Origin of the sequence: Lihuaxuella thermophila (assembly GCF_900110165.1) — a bacterium.
GTDB lineage: Bacteria > Bacillota > Bacilli > Thermoactinomycetales > Thermoactinomycetaceae > Lihuaxuella > Lihuaxuella thermophila.
This window is the reverse complement of the sequence record NZ_FOCQ01000003.1, coordinates 267276-288440: the sequence shown is the minus strand read 5'-3', so window position 1 is coordinate 288440 and position 21165 is coordinate 267276. Positions and strand designations below refer to the sequence as shown.

Below are 21165 nucleotides of genomic sequence, written 5' to 3'. Positions count from 1 at the left end.
TTTAGCATTGCAATTCTTTAACCTTATTTATTGCCCGAAAGGGCCGGAGGTGTTTACAGATGTACAAGTTCTTCACCGATCTGTTCAAATCCACTCCGCAGACACAACCGATTCCCGGGAAGCAGATGGTACAGGGTCGTTCCGGCGGCTACATGTTTGAAGCCGGAACCTGGGCGATGGTTCGACGTTGCCTGATCACGGGAACCGCAAACGGAGCTTACTATGCGGGACGAACCGAGCTAACGGAAGACTTTGTAAACACCTTGAAACTGGCGATCGAAGAAGATCCGTGCAAAGTTGCCGAGGAGATCGTCTACGCCTCCGATGGTCGCTCGGTGAACAACAGCTCTCCTTTGTTCGCTTTGGTTCTGCTTTCAATGGGGACCAAGCCTGAAGCGAAGCAGGCATTTTTGGACATCTTTCCTCAAGTGGTACGAACGGCAAGCCATTTTTACGAGTGGCTTTCCTATACAAAAGCCATTCGTGGTTTCGGCAAGATCGTCCGGAAAGCCGGAATCGAATGGCTGTCCAGGAATGACGTGAAAGGTCTGGCTTACCAGCTTCTCAAATACCAACAACGTCATGGATTCTCCAACCGGGATGTGTTGCGTCTGTTCCATGTCCATCCGCCAACGGTTGACCATCAGCGTCTGTTTGAATGGGTCGTCAAAGGATGGACAGATTTGCCTGAAGAACCGCCATCTGATGCACTGTCTCAAATCTGGTGGTATGAATGGTTAAAGCGAAATCCTGAGCAAACCCATACAGCGATTCGGGAGGGGCGCTTGACCCATGAAATGGCAGCGCCTGTCGGAGTGATGGACAAACAAGCATGGCAACTGCTGTTTGAAGGCATGCCGATCACGGCGATGCTTCGGAATCTCGGCTCCCTCACCGAAATTGGTGTACTTCGTGCCGATGAAACGGCGAATCTGGACAGGGTCGAAGAAGTTCTGAACAATAAAGATCATCTGCGCAAAGGTCGCATCCACCCCATCGATGTGCTGAAGGCGCTCAAAACGTATGAATCCGGAGGAAGGATCGGCAGAAGCAAAAAGACATGGGAACCGGTTGCCCGCCTTGTAGACATTCTCGACAAAGCGGTGGAGCTGTCCTTCGAGGTGCAAGAACCGACCGGAAAGGTGTTCATGCATGCCGTGGACGTTTCCGGCTCGATGAGTTATGCCCATGTTCCTTCCGTCGGATTAACCTGTTCAGAAATCGCAACCGCGATGGCGCTGGTTACTGCCAAAGCGGAAAAGAATTACATGATTCGTGGCTTTGCTGAAACGTTTCGTGACTTGAAGATCACCGCGAAAGACAGTTTCTCCTCCGCTCTCAAGAAGGCAGAGAATCAAACCTTCGGCGCGACAGACGCTTCGGTTGCTTATGATTGGATGATCAAGAAAAACTTTCACGCGGATGTGATCTGTTTCTGGACCGATAGCGAATCCTGGGCAGGGCGCAGGCATCCCTCTCAGGCGCTGGCGGATTATCGGAACAAGGTGAATCCGCACATCAAGGCGATCTATGTCACTTTGACGCCCTACAATATCACGCTGGTCGACCCGGATGATCCGAACTCCTATGACTTCGGCGGATTTGACCCGGGTATTCCCAAACTTGTCCAAATGATAGCCAATAATGAACTGTAAATCCCTCTATATGACATCGGTGTTGTTCACCGTCATCAATAAGAACGAAAGCCGGCAGGTAACGCTTGGTGCGTTATCGCCTGCTTTCTTTTTGGATGATTCGTGGTTTCTCTCTGCTGCTGTGGCATTAAGGTGGAAAGAGGAATACCTGACGGAATTGAGGAAAGCACGGCTCCATGCTCAACCTTCGATTTCATGACTGGCTGGGACAAGCAGAAGCAATTTGATATAATATACATAGAAAGTTTGTAAAAGTATGAATAAAAGTTTAATTTATTAGCTGATTCCCGTTGAGATCAAGGCATGGAAGGAGGAACCTGATGAACGAATTTCGCGTGCCGCCGGTCATTCTGTACGGTCGCGGTTCTCTGTCGCAGGCAGGTGATCAGGCGGCAAGTTTGGGGAGAAGGGCGCTGATCATCAGCGACCGCGTCATGGAAAAGCTCGGCTATGTGAAGCGGTGTGAACAGTTACTGGATCAAGCCGGGGTTTCTTCTGTTTCGTATCCGGATGTCAATTCGGAGACCACGGATCAGCATGTTGCGGAAGCCCTGGAGATCTTGCAACAAGAAAAGTGCGACCTGCTTGTCGCCATCGGCGGGGGCAGCTGTCTGGACGCAGCCAAAGCGGTCTCCATCGTGGCGAAAAACGGTGGTTATATCCGCGATTATATGGGCGGGAAAAGAGCGATCATCCATCCCCCGGTCCCGATGATTGCGATTCCGACGACAGCTGGGACAGGTTCCGAGGTGACCAGTGCCGTCGTGGTCACCAACACGACCAACGATGTGAAGATGATGATCAAGCATCCCGCTTTCATCCCCAAAGTAGCGATTGTCGACCCCGTTTTGACCGTTTCGTCACCGCCCCATGTGACTGCTGCCACCGGAATCGATGCCTTGTGCCATGCGGTTGAGGCCTACCTGTCACGCCGTGCCCAACCGGTCACGGATTCGCTGGCCTTGTCGTCGATTCGGCTGATTGGCCGGAATATACGAACGGCTTATAAAAATGGGAGCGATCTGGAGGCCAGAGAACACATGGCCATCGCTGCGATGCAGGCGGGTATGGCTTTTTCCAACGCATCCGTTTGTCTGGTTCACGGAATGTCCCGCCCGATTGGAGCGGTTTTTCATGTCCCGCACGGCATATCCAATGCGATGCTGCTGCCGGCCGTGCTGGAGTTCAGCAAGGAGGCATGCATCGAGCGTTTGGCCGCCATTGGCCGGGTCTATTGCGATGATTTGAAAGCGCTTGCCGATGAGCGGGCGGCGGACGAGTTTGTTTCCATGATCAAACAACTCTGCCTGGATCTCAATATTCCCAATATGAAAGAACAGGGGATCGACCGGGCCAAATTGGAGCAAGTCGTCGATAAAATGGCGGCTGATGCTCTGGAGAGCGGAAGTCCGGCAATGAATCCGCGCATTCCGACACATGCGGAAATCGTGGAGCTGTATCGTGTTTGTTATGATTATAATTTTCAAAGTATTGGAAATTATGAGTGAGGGGTGAACCCGATGAAACCATCCAAGGACCAGGTCGTCAAATCCGCATTTTCCAGCTTCATCGGTACGGCCATCGAATGGTATGACTTCTTTTTATACGGGACAGCGGCCGCTCTCGTCTTTCCCAAGCTCTTCTTTCCGGAGTCCGATCCGCTGGTTGGAACACTGCAATCGTTTGCCACTTTTACGCTCGGTTTTGTCGCGCGGCCGTTTGGCGGAATTATTTTCGGTAATTACGGGGACAAAATCGGACGCAAATCCATGCTGGTCTTGACACTCTTAATCATGGGGATTTCCACCGCGCTGATCGGACTGTTGCCGACTTATGAAAACATCGGGATTTGGGCTCCCGTCCTGCTCATCGTCCTGCGCTTGTTGCAAGGGATTGGAGTGGGAGGAGAATGGGGAGGAGCGGCTTTGATTGCAGTGGAGCATGCTCCGAAAGGCAAAAGAGGTTTTTACGGCAGTTGGCCGCAGATGGGGGTTCCGGGAGGATTGTTGCTGTCGACCGCTGTATTTACCCTGTTTTCCTCTTTGCCGGACGAACAATTTTTGTCATGGGGATGGCGTATTCCGTTCCTGCTCAGCATCCTTTTGGTCGGGGTCGGTTTGTTTATCCGCCTGCGCGTGATGGAGACGCCAGCCTTTCAAAAAGTGAAGGAAACGGGGACAGAAGCCCGCATGCCGATCCTGGAAGTGCTCAAAGCGCATCCGAAAGAAGTGCTCCAGGCGATGGGCGCTCGCTTTGCCGAAAACGGGTCCTTTTACATTTTTAGCGTGTTTGTCCTTACCTATGCCACGGAACAATTGGATCTGGCAAAAAACATGGTGCTGACCGGGGTCACGCTGGCCACTGCCATCGGGTTTTTTGCCATGCCGCTGTTTGCCGCTCTTTCAGACCGCATCGGACGCCGTCCGGTCTACATGGGCGGGGCCGCATTTACCGCGCTGTTCGCTTTCCCCTTCTTTTGGCTGCTTGATACCAAGAGCACCTTATTCATCTGGCTGGCCATTGTGCTGGCGATGGTGTTCGGCCATGCGGCGATGTACGGACCGCAAGCCGCCTTCCTGTCCGAACTGTTTGGAACACGGGTCCGTTACAGCGGTATCTCCATCGGCGCTCAATTGGCATCGGTATTTGCGGGAGGAATCGCCCCGCTGGTCGCCACCTCGCTGATCGCCTGGACCGGCGGCAAACCATGGGCTGTCGCCGTTTACTTGATCTTTATGAGCCTGATTACGCTCATCTCCGTGTACTGGACCTCTGAAACGTATCAAAAAGAAATATCGGAAGAACGGACTAACGCAAAAAAAGAAGGATTTCAACGTAACACCCCTGCGGGATGAGTGCATCCTTCTTCTTGCGACCCTTGTCCAATAGCGGATAGGGGGTTGTTTTTTTACCGCTTACGCCCAACCTCCGCGATGGCCTCAGCTCAGGGCTTCCACAATGCTCTCTTCCAGGCAGTAGATCTCCACTTTTTCTTGGCTTCTCAAGACAATATCAGAATAGCTGCATACGACATGACGTCCGGTGATTTCTGCCAGTCTCGCTTTCATGAGCGAATCATATACCTCTTTTTTCATATCACGCAAGACGGAATCGACACGTCTTCCCCGAAGGGTCATACGTGTATATACTTCGTCAATCGTTGGCGTTCCTCTGGAAATGATCACGATGATGTTTCCGGAAATGAATACTTCGAAATCATTGCATGGGGTTCCAAGCAACTGATTTTGACATTCGCTAAAAGCATCGCAAATTTCTTTTTGATACCCGGTCAGATTTTTGAATTGCATCTTTCTGCTCCTTGTTCCTTCCTGCTTTTATCAGTTTAGGCCTTTTCCTTGACCAATATTCAAACAAGCAGTTAAAACCTTTACTTTTGTTAAAAATCACCGTATAATTGCCTTGGAATAAAATTAAAAATTGTTTGTTCAGGAGGAGCCTGCCACCCGCAGGCTCCTTTTGTCTTTTTTTCGGTACGGGCCGGAGAAGCAATGTTTGACAAAGGGGGACATCCGATTTAACTTCACCATTTTTGGGCATAAATGAAAAAAGTTTCTACATTTATAGGAGGAGCTATGGAACAACAAGCAATTTGGGCGATTGGTATTTTTCTTGTCATTTACGCACTGATTATTGCCGAAAAAATTCATCGCACCATTGTTGCCATGATCGGCGGGGGACTGATGGTGGTACTCGGCATCGTCGATCAAGAGACTGCGGTTCACCATATTGACTTCAATACGCTCGGACTTTTGATCGGCATGATGATTCTGGTGAACATCACGGCGGAAACGGGAGTGTTCAAATATATCGCGGTAGTGGCCGCCAAAAAGGCCCGGGGAGAGCCGGTCCGCATCCTGATTGCGCTGGCTCTTATCACCGCGGTTGGCTCGGCATTTCTGGATAATGTAACCACCGTGCTATTGATGGTGCCGGTCACCTTCAGCATCACCCGCCAACTCCGCGTCAATCCCATTCCTTTTCTGATTACGCAGATCCTCGCATCCAATGTGGGAGGAACGGCAACGCTGATCGGAGATCCGCCCAACATCATGATCGGAAGCGCCGTCAAAGAGCTGACATTTATGGCCTTTATCGAAAATTTGGGACCGATCGCAGTTATTATCATGGCCGTGCATATCCCGCTTTTTATCCTGTTATTCCGCAATCAGATCCAAACCACCGATGAACTGAAGCGGAGCATGATGAAAATGGATGAAACCCAATTAATCACGGATCGCAAACTGTTGAAGAAGTCCTTAACTGTCCTGGGGCTGACGATTCTCGGTTTTTTCCTGCATCAGCTGCTGCATCTGGAATCAGCGACGGTCGCATTGGCCGGCGCATTCCTTCTGCTTCTTTTCACTGGGGAACATGTGATGGAAGAGGCGTTTGCCAGAGTGGAATGGATGACCATTTTCTTCTTCGTAGGTTTGTTTGTTCTGGTTTCCGGCCTTATTGAAACAGGGGTGATCTCTCAACTGGCCAAGACGGCGATCGAGCTGACCGGCGGGGATCTGACGGCCACCTCGATGCTGATTTTGTGGCTGAGTGCCATCGCATCCGCTTTTCTTGACAACATCCCGTTTGTCGCCACGATGATCCCCATGATTCAGGAAATGGGGAATATGGGAGTCAGCAATCTGGAGCCGCTGTGGTGGAGCCTCGCGCTCGGAGCCTGTCTCGGCGGAAACGGATCACTCATTGGCGCAAGCGCAAACGTGATTGTAGCCGGCATGTCAGGAAAAGAAGGATATCCGATTTCATTTGTTCAGTTTTTTAAATACGGTTTTCCGCTGATGCTGCTGTCCATCATTTTGTCCAGCGTATATGTGTACATCCGTTATTTAATGTAAGGGAGAATAAAACGTATGTTAACTTACCAGTATAACCAGGACATCATAAGAATCCGGGAAACGGTAAATAAGGACGATGTGGAGTTCCACATTCAAGTCCTGAAAGAAAAACCGTTTGTAGACCATCTCAAACAAGTACAGAACTTTTTTGAAGATAACGAGGTGTATACGGACGTCCTGTTTTACGCATACGCGGACCACGAATACCGGGTCATTGTGCGTCATGATTATTACACGGATTTCATTCTGGCGCTGATGAAACATCGGTTATTACAAAGTGTCAAATGGGAGAAGGAAGGGCTCACGGATTCGGAACAGTGAAAACTCCATCCGGAGCTCAAATATGCGATCGGTGCAGGTCCGGACTTTGATCAGATCGACCGCGAGGATGTACAAAAGGTACGAGAGGCCGGACTGATGATCCACCCCTATGCAGTAAACGGAAAAGCAGATATGAAAAGGCTGCTTGAGTGGGGAGTCACCGGCATGTTTTCCAACTTCCCCGACCGCTTGCAAGCAGCTATTCGTGAGCATCGTCAAGAAACTAAGCGATAAAACAGATGCGAATCGACCGGGAAACCCTTGATCCATTTCAAGGGTTTTTCTTGTTATGGGGTGATGCGGTTTTCGGAATGACAAAAATCCCTATCCTGCCGCATCGTTTGGAAAAACGGCAAAAAAATCAATGGCCATAAAAAATAAAAAGTATGGTATTGTTAAAGTATGGCATTTTCATTATGGGAGAAAGAACAGGTTGGAACAATGGGTCAAGGAGGGGAAGACGTGAACAACAGCCTGCACCGAGCCGAAAATCTACTCGTTCCTGCTTCCAAGACGGAACCTTGTTCAATCTGTGGAAAAGAAGCGCGTTTCGTGGAGATTAGTTTTGAGTCCCCCATCTGTTCGGCAGAATGCGCCAAGCAGATGTGGAAACAGTATGTAGACACGCAAATCTCCAGAAAGTACAGGGCGATTACAGATTTTGCAAAATCACAGGACCGATGATGAAACCGGTCTGTGGTTTTGCGTTTCTATTTTTTGGATGCCGACATGGAGAGCAGGTGCGACCGGTGTGTTGAAACTGGGACGCTTGCTCTCTTTCTATTTCAATGATGTGATCCATCATCCGGTTGTTCCTTCGTCTTTTCAGAACCCAAAAAAAGAGATTTTATGCGAATAATAGGTTAAGGGATTTGCACTACCAATCATCAAGCATTCTATTACGGAATGGGAGGTGACTCGGAGATCATTGAAGAATACGGGTTCCGCCCTGTTTATTTTCGTGTTCATTTAATATAATAGATGAAAGAATTGAGGCGCATGACAGAATCATGATAGTAAAGAGAGGAGAACTATGATTAACACTGAGAAGTCTCGGACAGAGCGGGTGAAAAAGCAGAAACGCAAAAGATGGCTTCAGATTGTCATCATTGCCCTGGGGGTTCTCCTGTTTGCCTCGGGAGGATATGCCTACTATTTATACAGCTCGGTTGAATCTGCCGCAAAGAAGATGTACACGCCTTTAAAGAAAGAAAAGTCTGACCTTCGCGACGAAAAGGTTTCGGTTGATAAGAAACAACCGGTCTCCATTTTAATTATGGGTGTCGATGAACGGGAAAATGACAGAGGACGCTCGGACTCCATGGTGCTGTTAAATGTGAACCCCAGAAACAACTCCATCTTGATGATGAGCATCCCGCGGGACAGCCGCACGGAAATCGTGGGCAAAGGAAAAGAGGATAAAATCAATCACGCGTATGCGTTTGGCGGGGTTGAAATGACCATTAATACCGTGGAAAAATTCCTCAATATCCCCATTGACTATTACGTGGAAATCAATATGGAAGGATTCGCCCAAATTGTGGACACTTTGGGCGGAGTCGACGTCACCAACAAATTCTCATTTAATTATGAAGGCTATTCCTTTCCAAAAGGGGACCTTCATCTGAATGGCGTGAAGGCCTTAAAATATTCGAGAATGCGGTACGATGATCCCCGGGGGGATTTCGGCCGTGCGGAACGCCAGCGGCAGGTACTGAAAGCCGTCATTCAAAAAGCGGCCACTCCGGCGGTCTTGACCAAACTGGGAGAAATTCTGGACAGCCTGGGGAATAATGTGAAAACCAACTTGACCTTTGAGGAAATGCAAACGATGAGCACCACCTACAGGCAAGCGGCACAAAATATCAAACAAGAAGAAATCAAGGGCCGCGGCACGAAGATCAACGGTGTTTATTATTACATCGTTCCCCAGGAAGAACGAAACCGGTTAAACACTTTGATCAAACAACAATTGGAGTTGAAATAAGGAGCCGCCTCTCATGGGCATAGATGAAGCGTACCAAGCTCGTCCCGCCCCGAGAGGCTGCATTATTTTGGGATAAAATGTGCATCAACGTAAAATATGCCGGTTTTGGCTTGTAATTGATGTCAAAGATGAGGGGAAAGCTTTCTTGCTGTCGGGTGTATTTATCGGTGAAACCCTGCATCATAAATGCGGTGCAATGGCTTGATGACAGACACGCTTTCAGGGCGATTCCGTATAGCTCGGCTTGTTTCTTCAAATTCTCCTTAAATGGTAAGTTATTATTTTTTATTTTTACATCAAAATCGATGATCTGCACCTGCATGCCGAGATTGGAAAAACGATTCATATTTGCTGACAAGGCATGGCTTGAAAACTGTTGGTCACTGTCTGTTTGTATTCTTATCCCAATGCCGTGGATGGGGACACTTCGTTTTTTAAACTCTGATACCATTTGATAAACGGTTTGAGACTTGGCATTCCATCGTTCCATCTGATGGTCATCGTAGAATAAAAGTGCATGAGGGTCCGCTTCATGTGCCCAGCGGAAGGCCAGCTCAATATATTCGGGACCAATAGTTCGAAGCCAGAAATTATCGCGAAACGAACCGTCGTCATTAAAAGCGCCGCTGACCACATTCCATGTGGCAACTCTCCCTTTGTAATGGGAAACTATCGTTTGGATATGTTTCTTCATCATTTGTTTGATTTCTTCTTTGGAATGGTCTCCTTGTGTCACCCAGCCGGGAAGTGCTTCACTTTGAATGAGTGTTTGCCCTCTGACATGGATCTGCTTCTCCATGGCGAAATCCACCAGAAAGTCAGCTTTGGAAAAGTCGAATTGATTCGGTTTTGAATGGATGGTTTCAAATTTTAATTCATTGGCAATGGTGATCATATTAAACTCTTGGTTCACACGTTGCCGATACGTTCTTTCACTGATGAACGATTCAAATCTGACGGATGAACCAATTTGGAAGCTTTTCGAGCTAGCCAACTCACGAAGGGAAGCAGTTTTTGCTCCCGGTCCTCGGTCGGAGGTGCCCTTTGTTTCGTTTGTTTTAGAGATGAGATATACCCATAGAATCAGCAATAAGTTCATGAAAAACAAGAACAGGCATAAGTAAAGCAATCTTCTGTTTATAGGAAACCTCTCGAACAAAATGGTGGCCTCCTTTCATCAAGATCGATGGGCTGCGGCAACGGATGATGGAAGCCGAAATGTTGCAGGGAAGCCGGCGGATTGTGATAGAATGTCGATTAATTTCTGATAAGCCGGCTTGGGATTGTAATTTTTATCAAAGATCAGAGGGGAGTATTCTTCCAGCCAACTATGGCGATCCGTAAAGCCCCACATGATAAAAGCTTTGCAATTGCTCGCTGACAGACAGGTTTTAAGAAGATCACCATAGATTTCTGCTTGTTGATCCCAGGCTTCTTTTGTCGCTGCTTGTTTTTTGTTTACTTTTACGTCCAATTCTGTGATATGTACTTGGATATTGAGATCTGCCAAGCGCTTCATATTTTTGGAGATTGCTTTCAGATCCGGCTTTTGATCGATCGCTGTATGCAGCTGAAATCCGACTCCGTGAATGGGAACACCCCGTTTTTTAAAATCTGATATCATTTGATAGATGGTATCAGATTTGGCGTTAGATCCTTCATTATTATAATCGTTGTAGAATAAAAGGGCATCAGGGTCCGCTTCGTGTGCCCAACGAAAGGCGAGCTCAATATACTCAGGGCCGATGGACCGAAACCAGAAATTATCGCGGTACGTCCCATCGTCATGAAAAGCTTCGTTCACCACATCCCAAGCAAAAACTTTTCCCTTGTAATGAGAAACGATCATTTGAATGTGTTCTTTGAGAATTCGTTTGGTTTCCTCTTTGGAGTACTTGCCTTCTGTGATCCATGTTGGAAGCCCTTTGTCCCAGACGAGTGTGTGCCCCCTGACTTTCATTTGATGATCGGAAGCGAAATCTACCAGTAAGTCGGACTCCGAAAAATTATAATGATCCGGTTGGGGATGGATATTCTCGATTTTCATCGCATTTTCAATCGTGATGGTGTTGAATTCCCGATAGAGGATTTCTCTGTACTTATGTTCTCTGGTAAAAGGCCAGTGTCTTAAAGATGTTCCGATTAACAAGTTTTTCTTTTTGGCCAGCTCCCGAAGAGAGGTCTGTTTTCCTGAGGCAGGAGACGGCTGATCGGTACCCCCGGACCGGTTATTTAAAGCGGGAGTGGGTTGTACATTTCGGGAAGTTTCATTCACTCTTGTTTCAGCGGTATGGTTTATTAACTGGATGATTAAACATATGTTGGCTAAAGCAAAAAAAAAGGAGATGAACAGCAATGCTCGATTGACCGGAAGTCTCAAATTATAAGATCCTCCTTCATAAACATTCATAACTAAATTTACCACAACGAATTGGAAATGCAATGTCAATCCGTCTACATACAAACAGAGGGGGGATTGACAGTGACTGAAGAGGATGTTGGGTGATTTCCGTACCGGAATGAATGACAAATATTGCTGGTTTTCTTTTCTTTTTACATATTTTTAAATGGTTTTTCAGGAATAAAGCTGATAAAATGATGAACAAATATAGGACTGCATAAATTTTACCAGGAATTGCTGAAAGGTCTTTTTGACACAAAATCGCTTCTGATTTCGAAAGATAGGGTAGGAGTTGTTCCATTCCAACCATGTACAGTCAAATGTTATGATATGTATTCGTAATAGAAACGGGCTTTAAATTCATGATTTTCTTATTTACAAATGCTTAAACTTACGGGAAGAGGAGCTTATATACATATATGGAAAGGGAAATCGGACTCGCTGATATTTGGAGAATCATTCGCAAACATTTAAAGCTGATTCTGACTGTCTCATTGTTGCTCAGTCTCGCTACCGGACTGGTGATCTATTTTGTGCAGAAACCTGAATATGAAGCTACGACATATGTATATGTCAAAACATATAGCAGCGGTAATTCTTTTAATGATGTGTTGGCCAATCAAAAGGATCTGAACACACACGCGGACATCATTAGAAGCGAACGGATCGCAAATGAAGTTATCAGCATGTTAAATTTGAAGCTTACCCCTGATCAGCTGCTGCAGAAAGTGAGTGTAACCCCCGTCAAAGATTCGCTAATTCTCTCGATCAAGGTTACGGATGGCAACCATAAGCAGGCAGTGATGATTGCCAATGGCTTTGCTGAAGTTTTTGAGAAAAACATTCACCATATTATGAAAGTGGCAAGAGTTACAGTCTTTGACAAAGCAAAGGAAGAACCGAACCCGGTTCCTGTAAACCCCAGTCCCTATAAATATTCGGCTCTCGTTTTTGCGCTTGGGTTGATGGTCGGGATTGCCGTTGTGCTTTTGAAGGAGTTTTTCGATCGATCCATTAAAACCGAGCAAGAGGTTGAACTGTTGTTTGAGGCTCCACTCTTGGGGGTCATCACCAACTTTGAGAAAGAAAAGAAAGCGAAGGTGTGAAAAAGATGGCGAAAGGAGGGAAACCGTTGAAGGACCGTGAAGCAGCAGGCAAGCTGATTTGCCTCTATAATCCCAAATCCCCAATAGCGGAAGCCTTTCGAACTTTGCGAACAAACATTCAATTCACGGCGATGAACCGGGGAATCAAAACGATCATGATTACATCTGCTCTTCCCGGTGAAGGCAAATCCACCATTATTTCCAATCTTGCGGTTGCCATGGCGCAATCGGGAAAGCAGGTTTTGCTCATCGATGCCGATTTTCGCCGGCCTGATCTCCATCATATCTTCCGAATGCCTAATAATAAGGGGCTCTCTAACGTGTTGATGAATCAGGCTGAAGCCGGTGAGGTGATCAGCGAAGTCCCGGATATCTGGCTGGATGTCATCACTTCCGGCCAACCGCCAAGCAGCCCTGCGGATTTGATCGGATCCCGGCGGATGCAGGACCTTCTCGAGGAAGTAAAAGAGCAATATGACGTGATCTTTATCGATACGCCACCGATTCTCGCCGTTACGGACCCTCAGCTATTGGCCAGCTTTGTGGATGGCGTGCTTTTGGTGATCAGCAGCGGTAAAGTCAGTTATGATGACGCAAAGAAAGTAAAGGCAATGCTGGAGTACGTGAAGGCAAATCTGATTGGTACAGTTTTAAATGATAAAGAGGTTGAAACGATTGCTTATTATTGAGTGATGTTTCTGCGGGTGGTGTCAGCGATGGGAGGAAATATATGATCGATCTCCATTGTCATATTCTTCCGGGACTTGATGATGGAGCACAAACCATGGTAGAGGCGCTGGAGATGGCCCGAATAGCCGTTGCGGACGGAATTACCGATATCGTGGCAACGCCGCACACGCATGACGGTATCTATAAAAATCTCTCCAAAGAGGTATTAAAAGCGGTTGATGAGTTTCAATCGGTTTTGGATCGCAAAGGGATTCCCCTGCGTGTCCATCCGGGGGCGGAAGTTCACATTCATGTGGAGTTTCTGAGAAATATTTTTTCGTTTAATGTACTTACCGTCAATCAATGCAGATACGTTTTGCTTGAGCTTCCTGTTCAAACCATCCCCCGGTTTACTGAAAAGCTCATTTATGAGTTGCTGGAAAATGGACTGGTTCCGATGATCGCACATCCTGAACGAAACGCAGTGATTCGGGAAAATTTCGATCTCCTTGCGGACTGGATACGCGAAGGAGCGATCGCTCAACTGACGGCAGGCAGCTTGATGGGATGGATGGGAGAACGGACAAAAGCGGTTGCTGAGTATATGGTTAAACACCGTTTGGTTCAGGTGATCGCCAGCGACGCACATAACACAGTACGAAGGCGCCCGGAATTGAAAACCGCCTATGAATTGATTTCACACATAACTTCCAGAGAAGAGGAACGGATGTTTCGAATCAATGCCGAGGCCGTTTTCTGGGGAGAAGATTGCGAACGATTGGAACCGACCATAGACAGGAATAAGAAGTGGATTTCTTTTTGAATATCTTCAGAGATCTTTCAGGGGTGGGATCATTCATGCAGAGAACAGTCAAAAAAGCGGTCATTCCGGCAGCCGGATTGGGGACAAGGTTTCTGCCGGCCACAAAGGCCATGCCGAAAGAAATGCTTCCCATCGTGGATAAGCCGACGATTCAATACATTGTGGAAGAAGCGGTCCAGTCCGGAATTGAAGAAATTATCATCATTACCGGCCGCAACAAACACGCGATCGAAGACCATTTTGATAAAAACATTGAACTGGAGTTCAATTTGGTAGAAAAAAATAAACAAGAGTTATATAAACTTGTCGAAGGCATTACCAATCTGGCAGATATTTATTATGTGAGACAAAAGGAAGCATTGGGACTGGGACATGCCATCTGGTGTGCCCGTCAATTAATTGGAAATGAGCCCTTTGCCGTCTTATTGGGAGACATGGTTTGCTACAGCGAAACTCCTTGTTTAAAGCAAATGATCCGTCTCTATGAGGAGAAACAAGCCAGTATCATTGGTGTTCAGCCTGTTGCCTGGGAAGATGTGGACAAGTATGGCGTGATTGAGGGAGAACAGATTAATCTGCGGGTGAATCGAATCAAAAACCTGGTGGAAAAGCCAAAGAAGAACCCTCCGTCTAATTTGGCGATCATGGGACGTTATATTTTAGAACCGAAGATCTTTCAAATCCTGGAAAATACCCAAAGAGGGGTTGGCGGAGAGATTCAATTGACGGATGCGTTGCAGATCCTTGTTCAACAAGAAGCCATGTTCAGCTATATGCTGGAAGGCAAAGTGTACGATGTTGGAAGCAAATTGGGCTTTTTAGAAGCCAATATCGAGTTTGCCCTTAGAAATGAAGAGTTGAACGAAAGCTTTAGTCAATATTTGGCAAACTTTGCGAAAGAAAACTCACTTCAAAATATCAATCGTTGACGGAGGCGCATGCGTATGGGGCTGATTCAGAATCAAGCATATGCGGGATTGACAACCGAGAGAGTAAATCGCCCATATATCACAATATCAAACCATTGTTTGATATTGTGATTGCTGCGTTTCTCCTCATTTTGCTCTCCCCTCTTTTGGGCGCAATCGCTCTCTTGATCAAGCTGGACTCCCGAGGGCCCGTAATATTTAAGCAACCCCGAATCGGGAAAGGCGGAAAAGAGTTTTTCATCTATAAGTTTCGCACCATGTATGTGGATGCACCCAGCCAGGGAAGATCTCCGGAAAGCGAGGATGATCCCAGGATTACGAGAATAGGGAGGGTCCTGAGAAAAACCAGTTTAGATGAATTGCCGCAATTAATGAACATATTAAAAGGGGAGATGAGTTTAGTAGGACCCCGTCCCGAACAGAAGATGATTGTCGAACAGTATTACACAAACTATGAAAAGCAACGGTTTTTAGTAAAACCCGGCATTACGGGTTTGTGGCAAATCAGCATGGACCGGACCAAACCGATTCATGAAAACTTGCAATATGACTTTACCTATATCGAAAATGTATCTTTCCGCAACGATTTGAAAATCCTGTTGAAAACAGTGATGGTCATGGTCAGGAGCAATACATTTAGCATTGGGTTTCTTTCATTTGTGTTTTTATCATCATAAATTTACCTTCATAGCCGGATGTGACTAGAATGCTAGGTAAGATGAAAAACAGCGGGTTGGTCCGAAATACATGGTGGACTTTGCTTGGACAGGGAGCGCGCATTGGAATACAAGCCATCTATTTTGTCATCATCGCCCGCTGTCTGGGAAATGCAGGGTACGGGGCCTTTATCGGAGTCGTTTCCCTTGTCGCAATTCTCGCTCCTTTTTCCGGCTTGGGGACCGGATTTCTCCTCATTAAAAATGTGGCCAGAGATTCTGGTGTGTTCAGGCATTATTGGGGCAACGCTTTAGTGGTCACGATGTTGTCCGGGTGTCTTTTCACTGTCTTGGTTTTATCTATTTCTCATTTTATATTGCCAGCTTCCATCCCGGTAGCGTTGACTCTTACGATTGCTCTGTCAGACCTGTTGTTTGCGAGAGTTTTAGATATTTGCTCTCAATCCTTTCAGGCTTTCCAACAGATGGCAAGATACACACAGCTGCAAGTATTACTGAGTGTTTCAAGACTGTTTGCCGCGTTCAGCCTGGTTATCTTCAGCAATACTCCGTCACCGGTGTATTGGGGATGGCTTTATCTGTTAAGCACTGTCGTCAGTGCCGTCGTGGCAGTGATCTATGTATGTATAAAGCTGGGGCTTCCGAAGTGGAAGGCGGCCGGATTGAGCAGCGAGATGATCGAAGGCTTCTATTTCTCGATCAGCTTTTCGGCACAGAGTATTTATAACAGCATAGATAAAACGTTGCTGGCCCGTTTGTCCACATTGGAAGCGGCGGGAATTTACGCTGCGGCTTTCCGGATTGTGGAGGTCTCTTTTACTCCTGTGCTGTCTTTGGTATACGCCTCTTTTGCGAAGTTTTTCCAACAAGGGGCAACAGGTATAAGAGGAAGCCTTCACTTTGCCAAGCGGCTGTTGCCGGCAGCGGGTGGATATGGTTTGCTGGTCGGATTGGGAATCTATTTTACCGCTCCGATTCTTCCCTTTGTCTTGGGTGATGATTATCAAACAGCCGTCGAAGCCATTCGTTGGTTAGCCCTGATTCCTTTTTTAAAATCTGTGAACGTGTTTGCTGCCAATTCACTCACAGGTGCCGGTTATCAGGGACTTCGAAGCGCCATTCAAGTGGGTGTCGCTTTGTTGAGCATACTGCTCAATATTTTGCTTATTCCAGTTTACTCTTGGAAAGGGGCGGCCATCGCAAGTTTGGCGTCCGAGACCTTGCTTGCAGTCGGACTCTGGGGGGCGGCTTGGTATCTTTACAAAAAACCTACCCGCTTGCTTGCGGCTCAGGAGGTTAAAGTTGAGAGTTAAAGTAAAAGAAATTCCATCCATCTTAGAGAAGATCTTTATTGTTGCGGCAATCTTTTTTTATACCCGATCTCCCCTTCCGCTGGTATGGAGCACAGAAGAGTTTTGGCAGGCGCCCGTGTTAAATTTTATTTGGTCTTCCATCTATGGCATTACCGTTTTTTTGATCCTCTTTCATTGGAGAAAATCGATTGCCAAGGCCCGAAAAGATATCTTTATCCTACTCCTCGCAGGCCTTGGTCTTATTTCGGTCTTTTGGTCTGACTATGCAGCCGTTACCTTCAGTCGGGGCCTGACGCTGCTGATTATCACCCTGTTTGGAATTTATCTCGGCAGCCGATACGAATTGAAGGAATTGCTGTGCCTTTTCGCCTGGGCATTGGGCATCGCAGCCGCAATCAGCCTGATATACGGGTTGCTGCTTCCACAAACCGGAATAGACTCGGAATTTCATGTCGGGGCTTGGAAAGGGATTTACGGACATAAGAACCATCTGGGGCGCATGATGGCGTTATGTGCCATCCTCTTTCTTCTCTTTGGGCAAACGTTTACGAAATACCGGCGGGTTTCTCTCATAGGATTTACGCTATCCGTTTTGCTTGTCTTACTCTCAACTTCCACAACTGCCTTGGTCGTGATTCTGACGCTCCTGGTCTTGCAGCCTTTATTTAAAGCTTTGCGCCTGCATTTGCTTATAATCATCCCGTTCTTCATCTTTACCCTGATCATTGCCGGGGGAGCACTGGCATGGTTTGTCAGCAATGCTGAAACCGTGTTTACCACATTGGGAAAAGATATTACCCTCACTGGCCGGACTCAGCTGTGGGAGACAGTTTTTTCAATGATCCAGGAACGGTCCTTACTTGGATACGGGTATGGTGCATTTTGGCTGGGCTATGATGGCCCGTCTGCACAGGTTTGGCTGACGGTCAATTGGGACCCCCCGCATGCGCATAACGGGTATCTGGACACTTGGCTGGAATTGGGCTTACTGGGACTCCTTCTCTTTGTGCTTGGATATATCAGGAATATAAAAATGGCGGTACAGTTTTTGCGTTCCACTCCAACATCGGAAGGATTGTGGCCGCTGGTATTCTTGACATTTATGATTTTGGTCAATATTTCGGAAAGCTGTATTTTAAGTTTAAACGGTTCTGCTTATTGGTTGATCTATACAGCAACCGTACATTATGTTCATAACCGGATCTATCAGAGAGGGCAAAGCCAGGATCGAAGAGATACTGGATCAGGAGTTTTAAAGACGGGAACGTGTAAAAGTGCGTAACTATTTGTGGTGATGATTTTGATGCAAGTTTAATCCGAAATCAGGCAAAAGGACGGTTTTTCTATGAACAAAACTCCTATTGTCAGTGTCGTGATTCCCACAAGGGGCCGGGCCCTTCTTTTGAAGAGGGCGATCGAAAGTGTACTGGCTCAGACTTTTCAAGATTTTGAGATTGTGGTAGTCGTTGACGGACGTGATGAAGAGACAGAGAAAATACTTGGGGAAATTCCTGACCCGCGTTTAAAGACCATCATCAACGAACATTCTCTAGGCGGTGCTGAAGCGCGGAATGTGGGGGTGCGCCATGCCCGGGGGGAATGGATCGCGCTCTTAGATGATGATGACGAATGGTTGCCTCGAAAATTGGAGGTTCAGTATCAGGCGGCCAGGCAATCATCCTATCGGTATCCTGTCGTGTACTGTCAATTATTCGGCAGAACGCCGCGCGGCGATTATATCTGGCCGAGACGGGGCATGAAAGAAAATGAACATATCTCTGAATATCTGATGGCCCGCCAAACACTGTTTCAAGGAGAAGGGTTGATTATATCAACCATGTTGTTTGTCCCGCGTGATTTGATGCTTCAAGTGCCTTTCCAAAAAGATTTAAAAAGAAATCAGGATTGGGATTGGATTTTAAGAGCGGCGTTACATGAAGGAGTTGGATTTGAGTATTGTGAAGAAGTGCTTGCTGTATGGTATGTCGAAGACGGAAGGCAAAGTATCAGCAGGCAAGGGAACTGGGAGTATTCCGCCCGGTGGATTAAGCAGAATAAATCGCTCGTCACTCCCCGTGCATACGCTGCTTATTTAATGGTTGTAGTAAGCAGCATAGCGGCACGAGAAGGGGACCGGAAAGGACTTTATCAAATTTTCCGAGAAGCGATTTCGAACGGAAAGCCGGCTTTGATCGATATTTTGCTCTTTTTCGGCATCTGGATCATACCCCAGGAGACCAGGCGTAAATTGAGGAGTTTGATTCAACTTCATTCAAAATAAACGATCAGGACTGACAAGGGCCATCTCCTGCACGAGCCGTGATTGGACGTAGTTGCATGTGGGAGGGCGTACCCGGCGGAGAGGGAAAGCGGGCCACTTGTTTGAACGACATCGAGTTGGAGTCTCAATCGAAGGAGAAACCGGAAAGATGCCGAAAGCCGATCTCGCGGCATACACACTTTCTTATAAAAAGGGTGAAAGTATGAAGGTTGTTCAAGTGGTGACACAAATGGAAGGAGGGGGGGCACAACGTGTAGCCGTACTCTTAGCTGAACAGTTGATGAAGCGGGGGCATGAGACTGAGGTCTGGTTTTTGTATCAAAAAAGAGACACTTATGCTTCGCTTCCCTGGGCAAAAGTGTTTCTTTCCCACCCGCCCGGGAACTTATTTGATGTTTGTAAGATCCTCTTCACTTTAGCGGTTATGATCATCAAAACCAAACCGCAAGTGCTGATCTCTCATACACATTACTCCAATGTCATCGTTCAGTCCCTTGCTCTATTATTGGGAGTAAAACGACGAATCGCTGTACAGCACAGCCCTGTGGAATCCTATCCCAAGTTGGCTCTTCTGTTAGACCGCATCATCGGTTCGATGGGAGTATATACCCGTAACATCGTCGTTTCAGGAGCTGTATATGAATCTCTGAAGAGATATCCGAAATCATATATAAGAAAAGTCATGCAGATCGATAACGGGATTCCTTTCTCTCAGCCGACCATGGATCGTGAGGAATTGAGAGAACGCTTCTCGATTCCCGGCAATGCTCCGCTGTTGGTGAACGTAGGCCGATTGTCCAAACCAAAGAATCAGCGCGTATTAATTGAGATGATGCCTTTTCTGCCTGGTTTTCATCTGGTCATCGCAGGAGACGGAGAATTGAGGGATGACCTGAAAAAGTTTTCGGTGGAGTTAGGCTGTGAAGATCGGGTCCATTTGATCGGGGAAGTGGCTCCCGAAGATGTGGTCAACATCTTACACATGGCGGACATATTCATATTTCCTTCGCTCTATGAAGCCATGGGAATCGCATTGATTGAAGCCATGAACCAAGGCTTGCCGATCATTGCAAGTGATATTCCTGCGACGAGAGAGGTTACGGGAGCCGAAGAAGGCGTCCATGCCGCAATACTCGTTTCACCTGAGGATACCGTCGGCTTTATTGAAGCTGTCAACCGTGTTCTGGCTGATCAAGTCTTGGCCGAAAGGTTGGGAAAAAAGGCAAAGGAGAGAGCGAAGCGGTATCGGGTAGAAGATATGGCGGATAAATATATTGATTGTTCGTTATGATCCCCAGTCAGCTATCTAGGCCACTGATATTGACGTTGTTTACAGCAGGAGGAAAAAGTGAATGCCTCAAATATTGGGTGTTTCTGTTGATGCGCTAACCATGGATGATCTCCACCGGATTATCGGGAAAATCGTTTCTAACGACGAAAAAGCGATCATTGCCAACCACAATCTGCACAGCCTTTATATTTATCATCACGATGCCCGAATGCGCGAATTTTATAAGCTGGCCAAGTATGCGCATATCGATGGCATGCCCATCGTTTTCTTGGGCCAACGGCTCGGATTTCAGCTGGAACGTCGCCACCGCGTCACCTATGTGGACTGGATTCGCCCGCTCATGAAAGAGGCGGTCCAAAACCATTGGCGAGTCTTCTTTTTGGGTTCCAAACCCGGTGTCGGAGAGAAAGCAGCAGAATTGCTCAGCTCCGAGTTTCCGGGATTGAAGATTCACACTCATCACGGTTACTTTGATATCACCCCCGAGAGCGTCGAAAATCAATCCATTCTGGAACAGATTCGCCGAGTGAACCCACATCTTTTGCTGGTTGGAATGGGAATGCCGCGTCAAGAGAGATGGATTCTCGAAAATCTGAATGATATATCGGCAAATGTCATTCTTCCTGCGGGAGCATGTATGGACTATGTGGCGGGTGTTGTGCCCACTCCGCCGAGGTGGATGGGCCAAGTCGGGCTGGAATGGCTCTACCGGTTATTTAGTGAGCCTAAACGGCTTTGGAGACGATACTTGATCGAACCATGGTTTATTTTGCGATTGTTTCTCAAGGAACTCGTTGGGAACAGGGCACACCGTCAGGAATAACTCATTTTAGGGGGA

At 47.1% G+C, this 21165-nt stretch carries 21 protein-coding genes; 18 read left to right on the top strand and 3 right to left on the bottom strand.

The features are described from left to right. Positions 1-59 precede the first annotated feature (59 nt). From BMW55_RS04920 to BMW55_RS04910, 3 genes are all read left to right on the top strand, one after another. A complete protein-coding gene (locus tag BMW55_RS04920; protein ID WP_089965906.1) occupies positions 60-1655 on the top strand; it encodes a TROVE domain-containing protein in 1596 nt (531 codons plus the stop codon). Positions 1656-1975: 320 nt separating this feature from the next. Continuing rightward, complete coding sequence (locus tag BMW55_RS04915; RefSeq protein ID WP_089965904.1) at positions 1976-3163, top strand: iron-containing alcohol dehydrogenase; 1188 nt, start codon at positions 1976-1978, stop codon at positions 3161-3163. 12 nt (positions 3164-3175) lie between these two features. Beyond that, positions 3176-4510 carry an MFS transporter gene (locus BMW55_RS04910; RefSeq protein WP_089965902.1) on the top strand — a complete coding sequence of 445 codons (1335 nt, stop codon included), beginning with the start codon at positions 3176-3178 and terminating at the stop codon, positions 4508-4510. A gap of 84 nt (positions 4511-4594) precedes the next feature. On the opposite strand, the gene BMW55_RS04905 is transcribed toward BMW55_RS04910, so the two are convergent. Further along, a complete protein-coding gene (locus tag BMW55_RS04905; protein ID WP_089965900.1) occupies positions 4595-4963 on the bottom strand; it encodes a Na-translocating system protein MpsC family protein in 369 nt (122 codons plus the stop codon). A 285-nt stretch (positions 4964-5248) separates the two neighbouring features. On the opposite strand from BMW55_RS04905, the gene BMW55_RS04900 reads away from it, so the two are divergent. The 5 genes from BMW55_RS04900 (at position 5249) to BMW55_RS04880 (ending at position 8837) form a co-directional block, all read left to right on the top strand. Further along, entirely contained in the window at positions 5249-6529 is a 1281-nt protein-coding gene (locus BMW55_RS04900; protein ID WP_089965898.1) for an ArsB/NhaD family transporter, read from the top strand. Between the two features lie 15 nt (positions 6530-6544). Continuing rightward, the gene (locus tag BMW55_RS04895; protein WP_089965896.1) at positions 6545-6850 is read left to right on the top strand and encodes a hypothetical protein; all 306 of its coding nucleotides are present in this window, start codon (positions 6545-6547) and stop codon (positions 6848-6850) included. Positions 6851-6877: 27 nt separating this feature from the next. After that, entirely contained in the window at positions 6878-7084 is a 207-nt protein-coding gene (locus BMW55_RS04890; RefSeq protein WP_139179438.1) for a glycerophosphodiester phosphodiesterase family protein, read from the top strand. Positions 7085-7312: 228 nt separating this feature from the next. Further along, on the top strand, positions 7313-7534 hold the full coding sequence (locus tag BMW55_RS04885; RefSeq protein WP_089965892.1) for a hypothetical protein: 222 nt from the start codon (positions 7313-7315) through the stop codon (positions 7532-7534). Positions 7535-7883: 349 nt separating this feature from the next. Further along, complete coding sequence (locus BMW55_RS04880) at positions 7884-8837, top strand: LCP family glycopolymer transferase (RefSeq protein WP_089965890.1); 954 nt, start codon at positions 7884-7886, stop codon at positions 8835-8837. Here BMW55_RS04880 and BMW55_RS04875 read toward each other — a convergent pair. Both BMW55_RS04875 and BMW55_RS04870 read right to left on the bottom strand, forming a co-directional pair. Further along, positions 8812-9996, bottom strand: coding sequence for an endo-1,4-beta-xylanase (locus tag BMW55_RS04875; protein WP_089965889.1), 1185 nt, complete (start codon positions 9994-9996; stop codon positions 8812-8814). The two genes, BMW55_RS04880 and BMW55_RS04875, sit on opposite strands and share 26 nt — an antisense overlap. Positions 9997-10014: 18 nt before the next feature. After that, entirely contained in the window at positions 10015-11217 is a 1203-nt protein-coding gene (locus tag BMW55_RS04870; RefSeq protein ID WP_170839743.1) for an endo-1,4-beta-xylanase, read from the bottom strand. A gap of 440 nt (positions 11218-11657) precedes the next feature. On the opposite strand from BMW55_RS04870, the gene BMW55_RS04865 reads away from it, so the two are divergent. The 10 genes from BMW55_RS04865 to BMW55_RS04820 all read left to right on the top strand — a co-directional run bounded on the left by BMW55_RS04865 (position 11658) and on the right by BMW55_RS04820 (position 21150). Next, positions 11658-12344 carry a YveK family protein gene (locus tag BMW55_RS04865; protein ID WP_089965885.1) on the top strand — a complete coding sequence of 229 codons (687 nt, stop codon included), beginning with the start codon at positions 11658-11660 and terminating at the stop codon, positions 12342-12344. Positions 12345-12370: 26 nt separating this feature from the next. Then, a complete protein-coding gene (locus BMW55_RS04860) occupies positions 12371-13033 on the top strand; it encodes a CpsD/CapB family tyrosine-protein kinase (RefSeq protein ID WP_244527437.1) in 663 nt (220 codons plus the stop codon). Positions 13034-13074: 41 nt separating this feature from the next. Continuing rightward, positions 13075-13836, top strand: a complete 762-nt coding sequence (locus tag BMW55_RS04855) for a tyrosine-protein phosphatase (RefSeq protein WP_089965883.1) — start codon at positions 13075-13077, stop codon at positions 13834-13836. Positions 13837-13871: 35 nt separating this feature from the next. After that, the gene (gene galU / locus BMW55_RS04850) at positions 13872-14765 is read left to right on the top strand and encodes a UTP--glucose-1-phosphate uridylyltransferase GalU (RefSeq protein WP_089965881.1); all 894 of its coding nucleotides are present in this window, start codon (positions 13872-13874) and stop codon (positions 14763-14765) included. Then, entirely contained in the window at positions 14762-15442 is a 681-nt protein-coding gene (locus BMW55_RS04845) for a sugar transferase (RefSeq protein WP_342027736.1), read from the top strand. The genes galU and BMW55_RS04845 overlap by 4 nt, the downstream gene beginning before the upstream one ends. Before the next feature lie 29 nt (positions 15443-15471). Then, positions 15472-16755, top strand: a complete 1284-nt coding sequence (locus BMW55_RS04840) for an oligosaccharide flippase family protein (RefSeq protein ID WP_089965880.1) — start codon at positions 15472-15474, stop codon at positions 16753-16755. Next, positions 16745-18037, top strand: a complete 1293-nt coding sequence (locus tag BMW55_RS04835) for an O-antigen ligase family protein (RefSeq protein WP_089965878.1) — start codon at positions 16745-16747, stop codon at positions 18035-18037. The genes BMW55_RS04840 and BMW55_RS04835 overlap by 11 nt, the downstream gene beginning before the upstream one ends. A gap of 63 nt (positions 18038-18100) precedes the next feature. Further along, the gene (locus tag BMW55_RS04830) at positions 18101-19036 is read left to right on the top strand and encodes a glycosyltransferase family 2 protein (protein WP_089965876.1); all 936 of its coding nucleotides are present in this window, start codon (positions 18101-18103) and stop codon (positions 19034-19036) included. A 148-nt stretch (positions 19037-19184) separates the two neighbouring features. Continuing rightward, entirely contained in the window at positions 19185-20327 is a 1143-nt protein-coding gene (locus BMW55_RS04825; RefSeq protein ID WP_089965874.1) for a glycosyltransferase family 4 protein, read from the top strand. Between the two features lie 61 nt (positions 20328-20388). Beyond that, the gene (locus BMW55_RS04820) at positions 20389-21150 is read left to right on the top strand and encodes a WecB/TagA/CpsF family glycosyltransferase (RefSeq protein WP_089965872.1); all 762 of its coding nucleotides are present in this window, start codon (positions 20389-20391) and stop codon (positions 21148-21150) included. The last annotated feature ends 15 nt before the right edge of the window (positions 21151-21165 follow it).

What these genes read in the sequence shown, in the direction of transcription:
- BMW55_RS04880 (WP_089965890.1), top strand. Translation starts at nt 7,884, where the DNA reads ATGATTAACACTGAGAAGTCTCGGACAGAGCGGGTGAAAAAGCAGAAA.
- BMW55_RS04830 (WP_089965876.1), top strand. Translation starts at nt 18,101, where the DNA reads ATGAACAAAACTCCTATTGTCAGTGTCGTGATTCCCACAAGGGGCCGG.
- BMW55_RS04895 (WP_089965896.1), top strand. Translation starts at nt 6,545, where the DNA reads ATGTTAACTTACCAGTATAACCAGGACATCATAAGAATCCGGGAAACG.
- BMW55_RS04840 (WP_089965880.1), top strand. Translation starts at nt 15,472, where the DNA reads ATGCTAGGTAAGATGAAAAACAGCGGGTTGGTCCGAAATACATGGTGG.
- BMW55_RS04855 (WP_089965883.1), top strand. Translation starts at nt 13,075, where the DNA reads ATGATCGATCTCCATTGTCATATTCTTCCGGGACTTGATGATGGAGCA.
- BMW55_RS04910 (WP_089965902.1), top strand. Translation starts at nt 3,176, where the DNA reads ATGAAACCATCCAAGGACCAGGTCGTCAAATCCGCATTTTCCAGCTTC.
- BMW55_RS04820 (WP_089965872.1), top strand. Translation starts at nt 20,389, where the DNA reads ATGCCTCAAATATTGGGTGTTTCTGTTGATGCGCTAACCATGGATGAT.
- BMW55_RS04900 (WP_089965898.1), top strand. Translation starts at nt 5,249, where the DNA reads ATGGAACAACAAGCAATTTGGGCGATTGGTATTTTTCTTGTCATTTAC.
- BMW55_RS04905 (WP_089965900.1), bottom strand. Translation starts at nt 4,963, where the DNA reads ATGCAATTCAAAAATCTGACCGGGTATCAAAAAGAAATTTGCGATGCT.
- BMW55_RS04825 (WP_089965874.1), top strand. Translation starts at nt 19,185, where the DNA reads ATGCCGAAAGCCGATCTCGCGGCATACACACTTTCTTATAAAAAGGGT.
- BMW55_RS04920 (WP_089965906.1), top strand. Translation starts at nt 60, where the DNA reads ATGTACAAGTTCTTCACCGATCTGTTCAAATCCACTCCGCAGACACAA.
- galU (WP_089965881.1), top strand. Translation starts at nt 13,872, where the DNA reads ATGCAGAGAACAGTCAAAAAAGCGGTCATTCCGGCAGCCGGATTGGGG.
- BMW55_RS04915 (WP_089965904.1), top strand. Translation starts at nt 1,976, where the DNA reads ATGAACGAATTTCGCGTGCCGCCGGTCATTCTGTACGGTCGCGGTTCT.
- BMW55_RS04865 (WP_089965885.1), top strand. Translation starts at nt 11,658, where the DNA reads ATGGAAAGGGAAATCGGACTCGCTGATATTTGGAGAATCATTCGCAAA.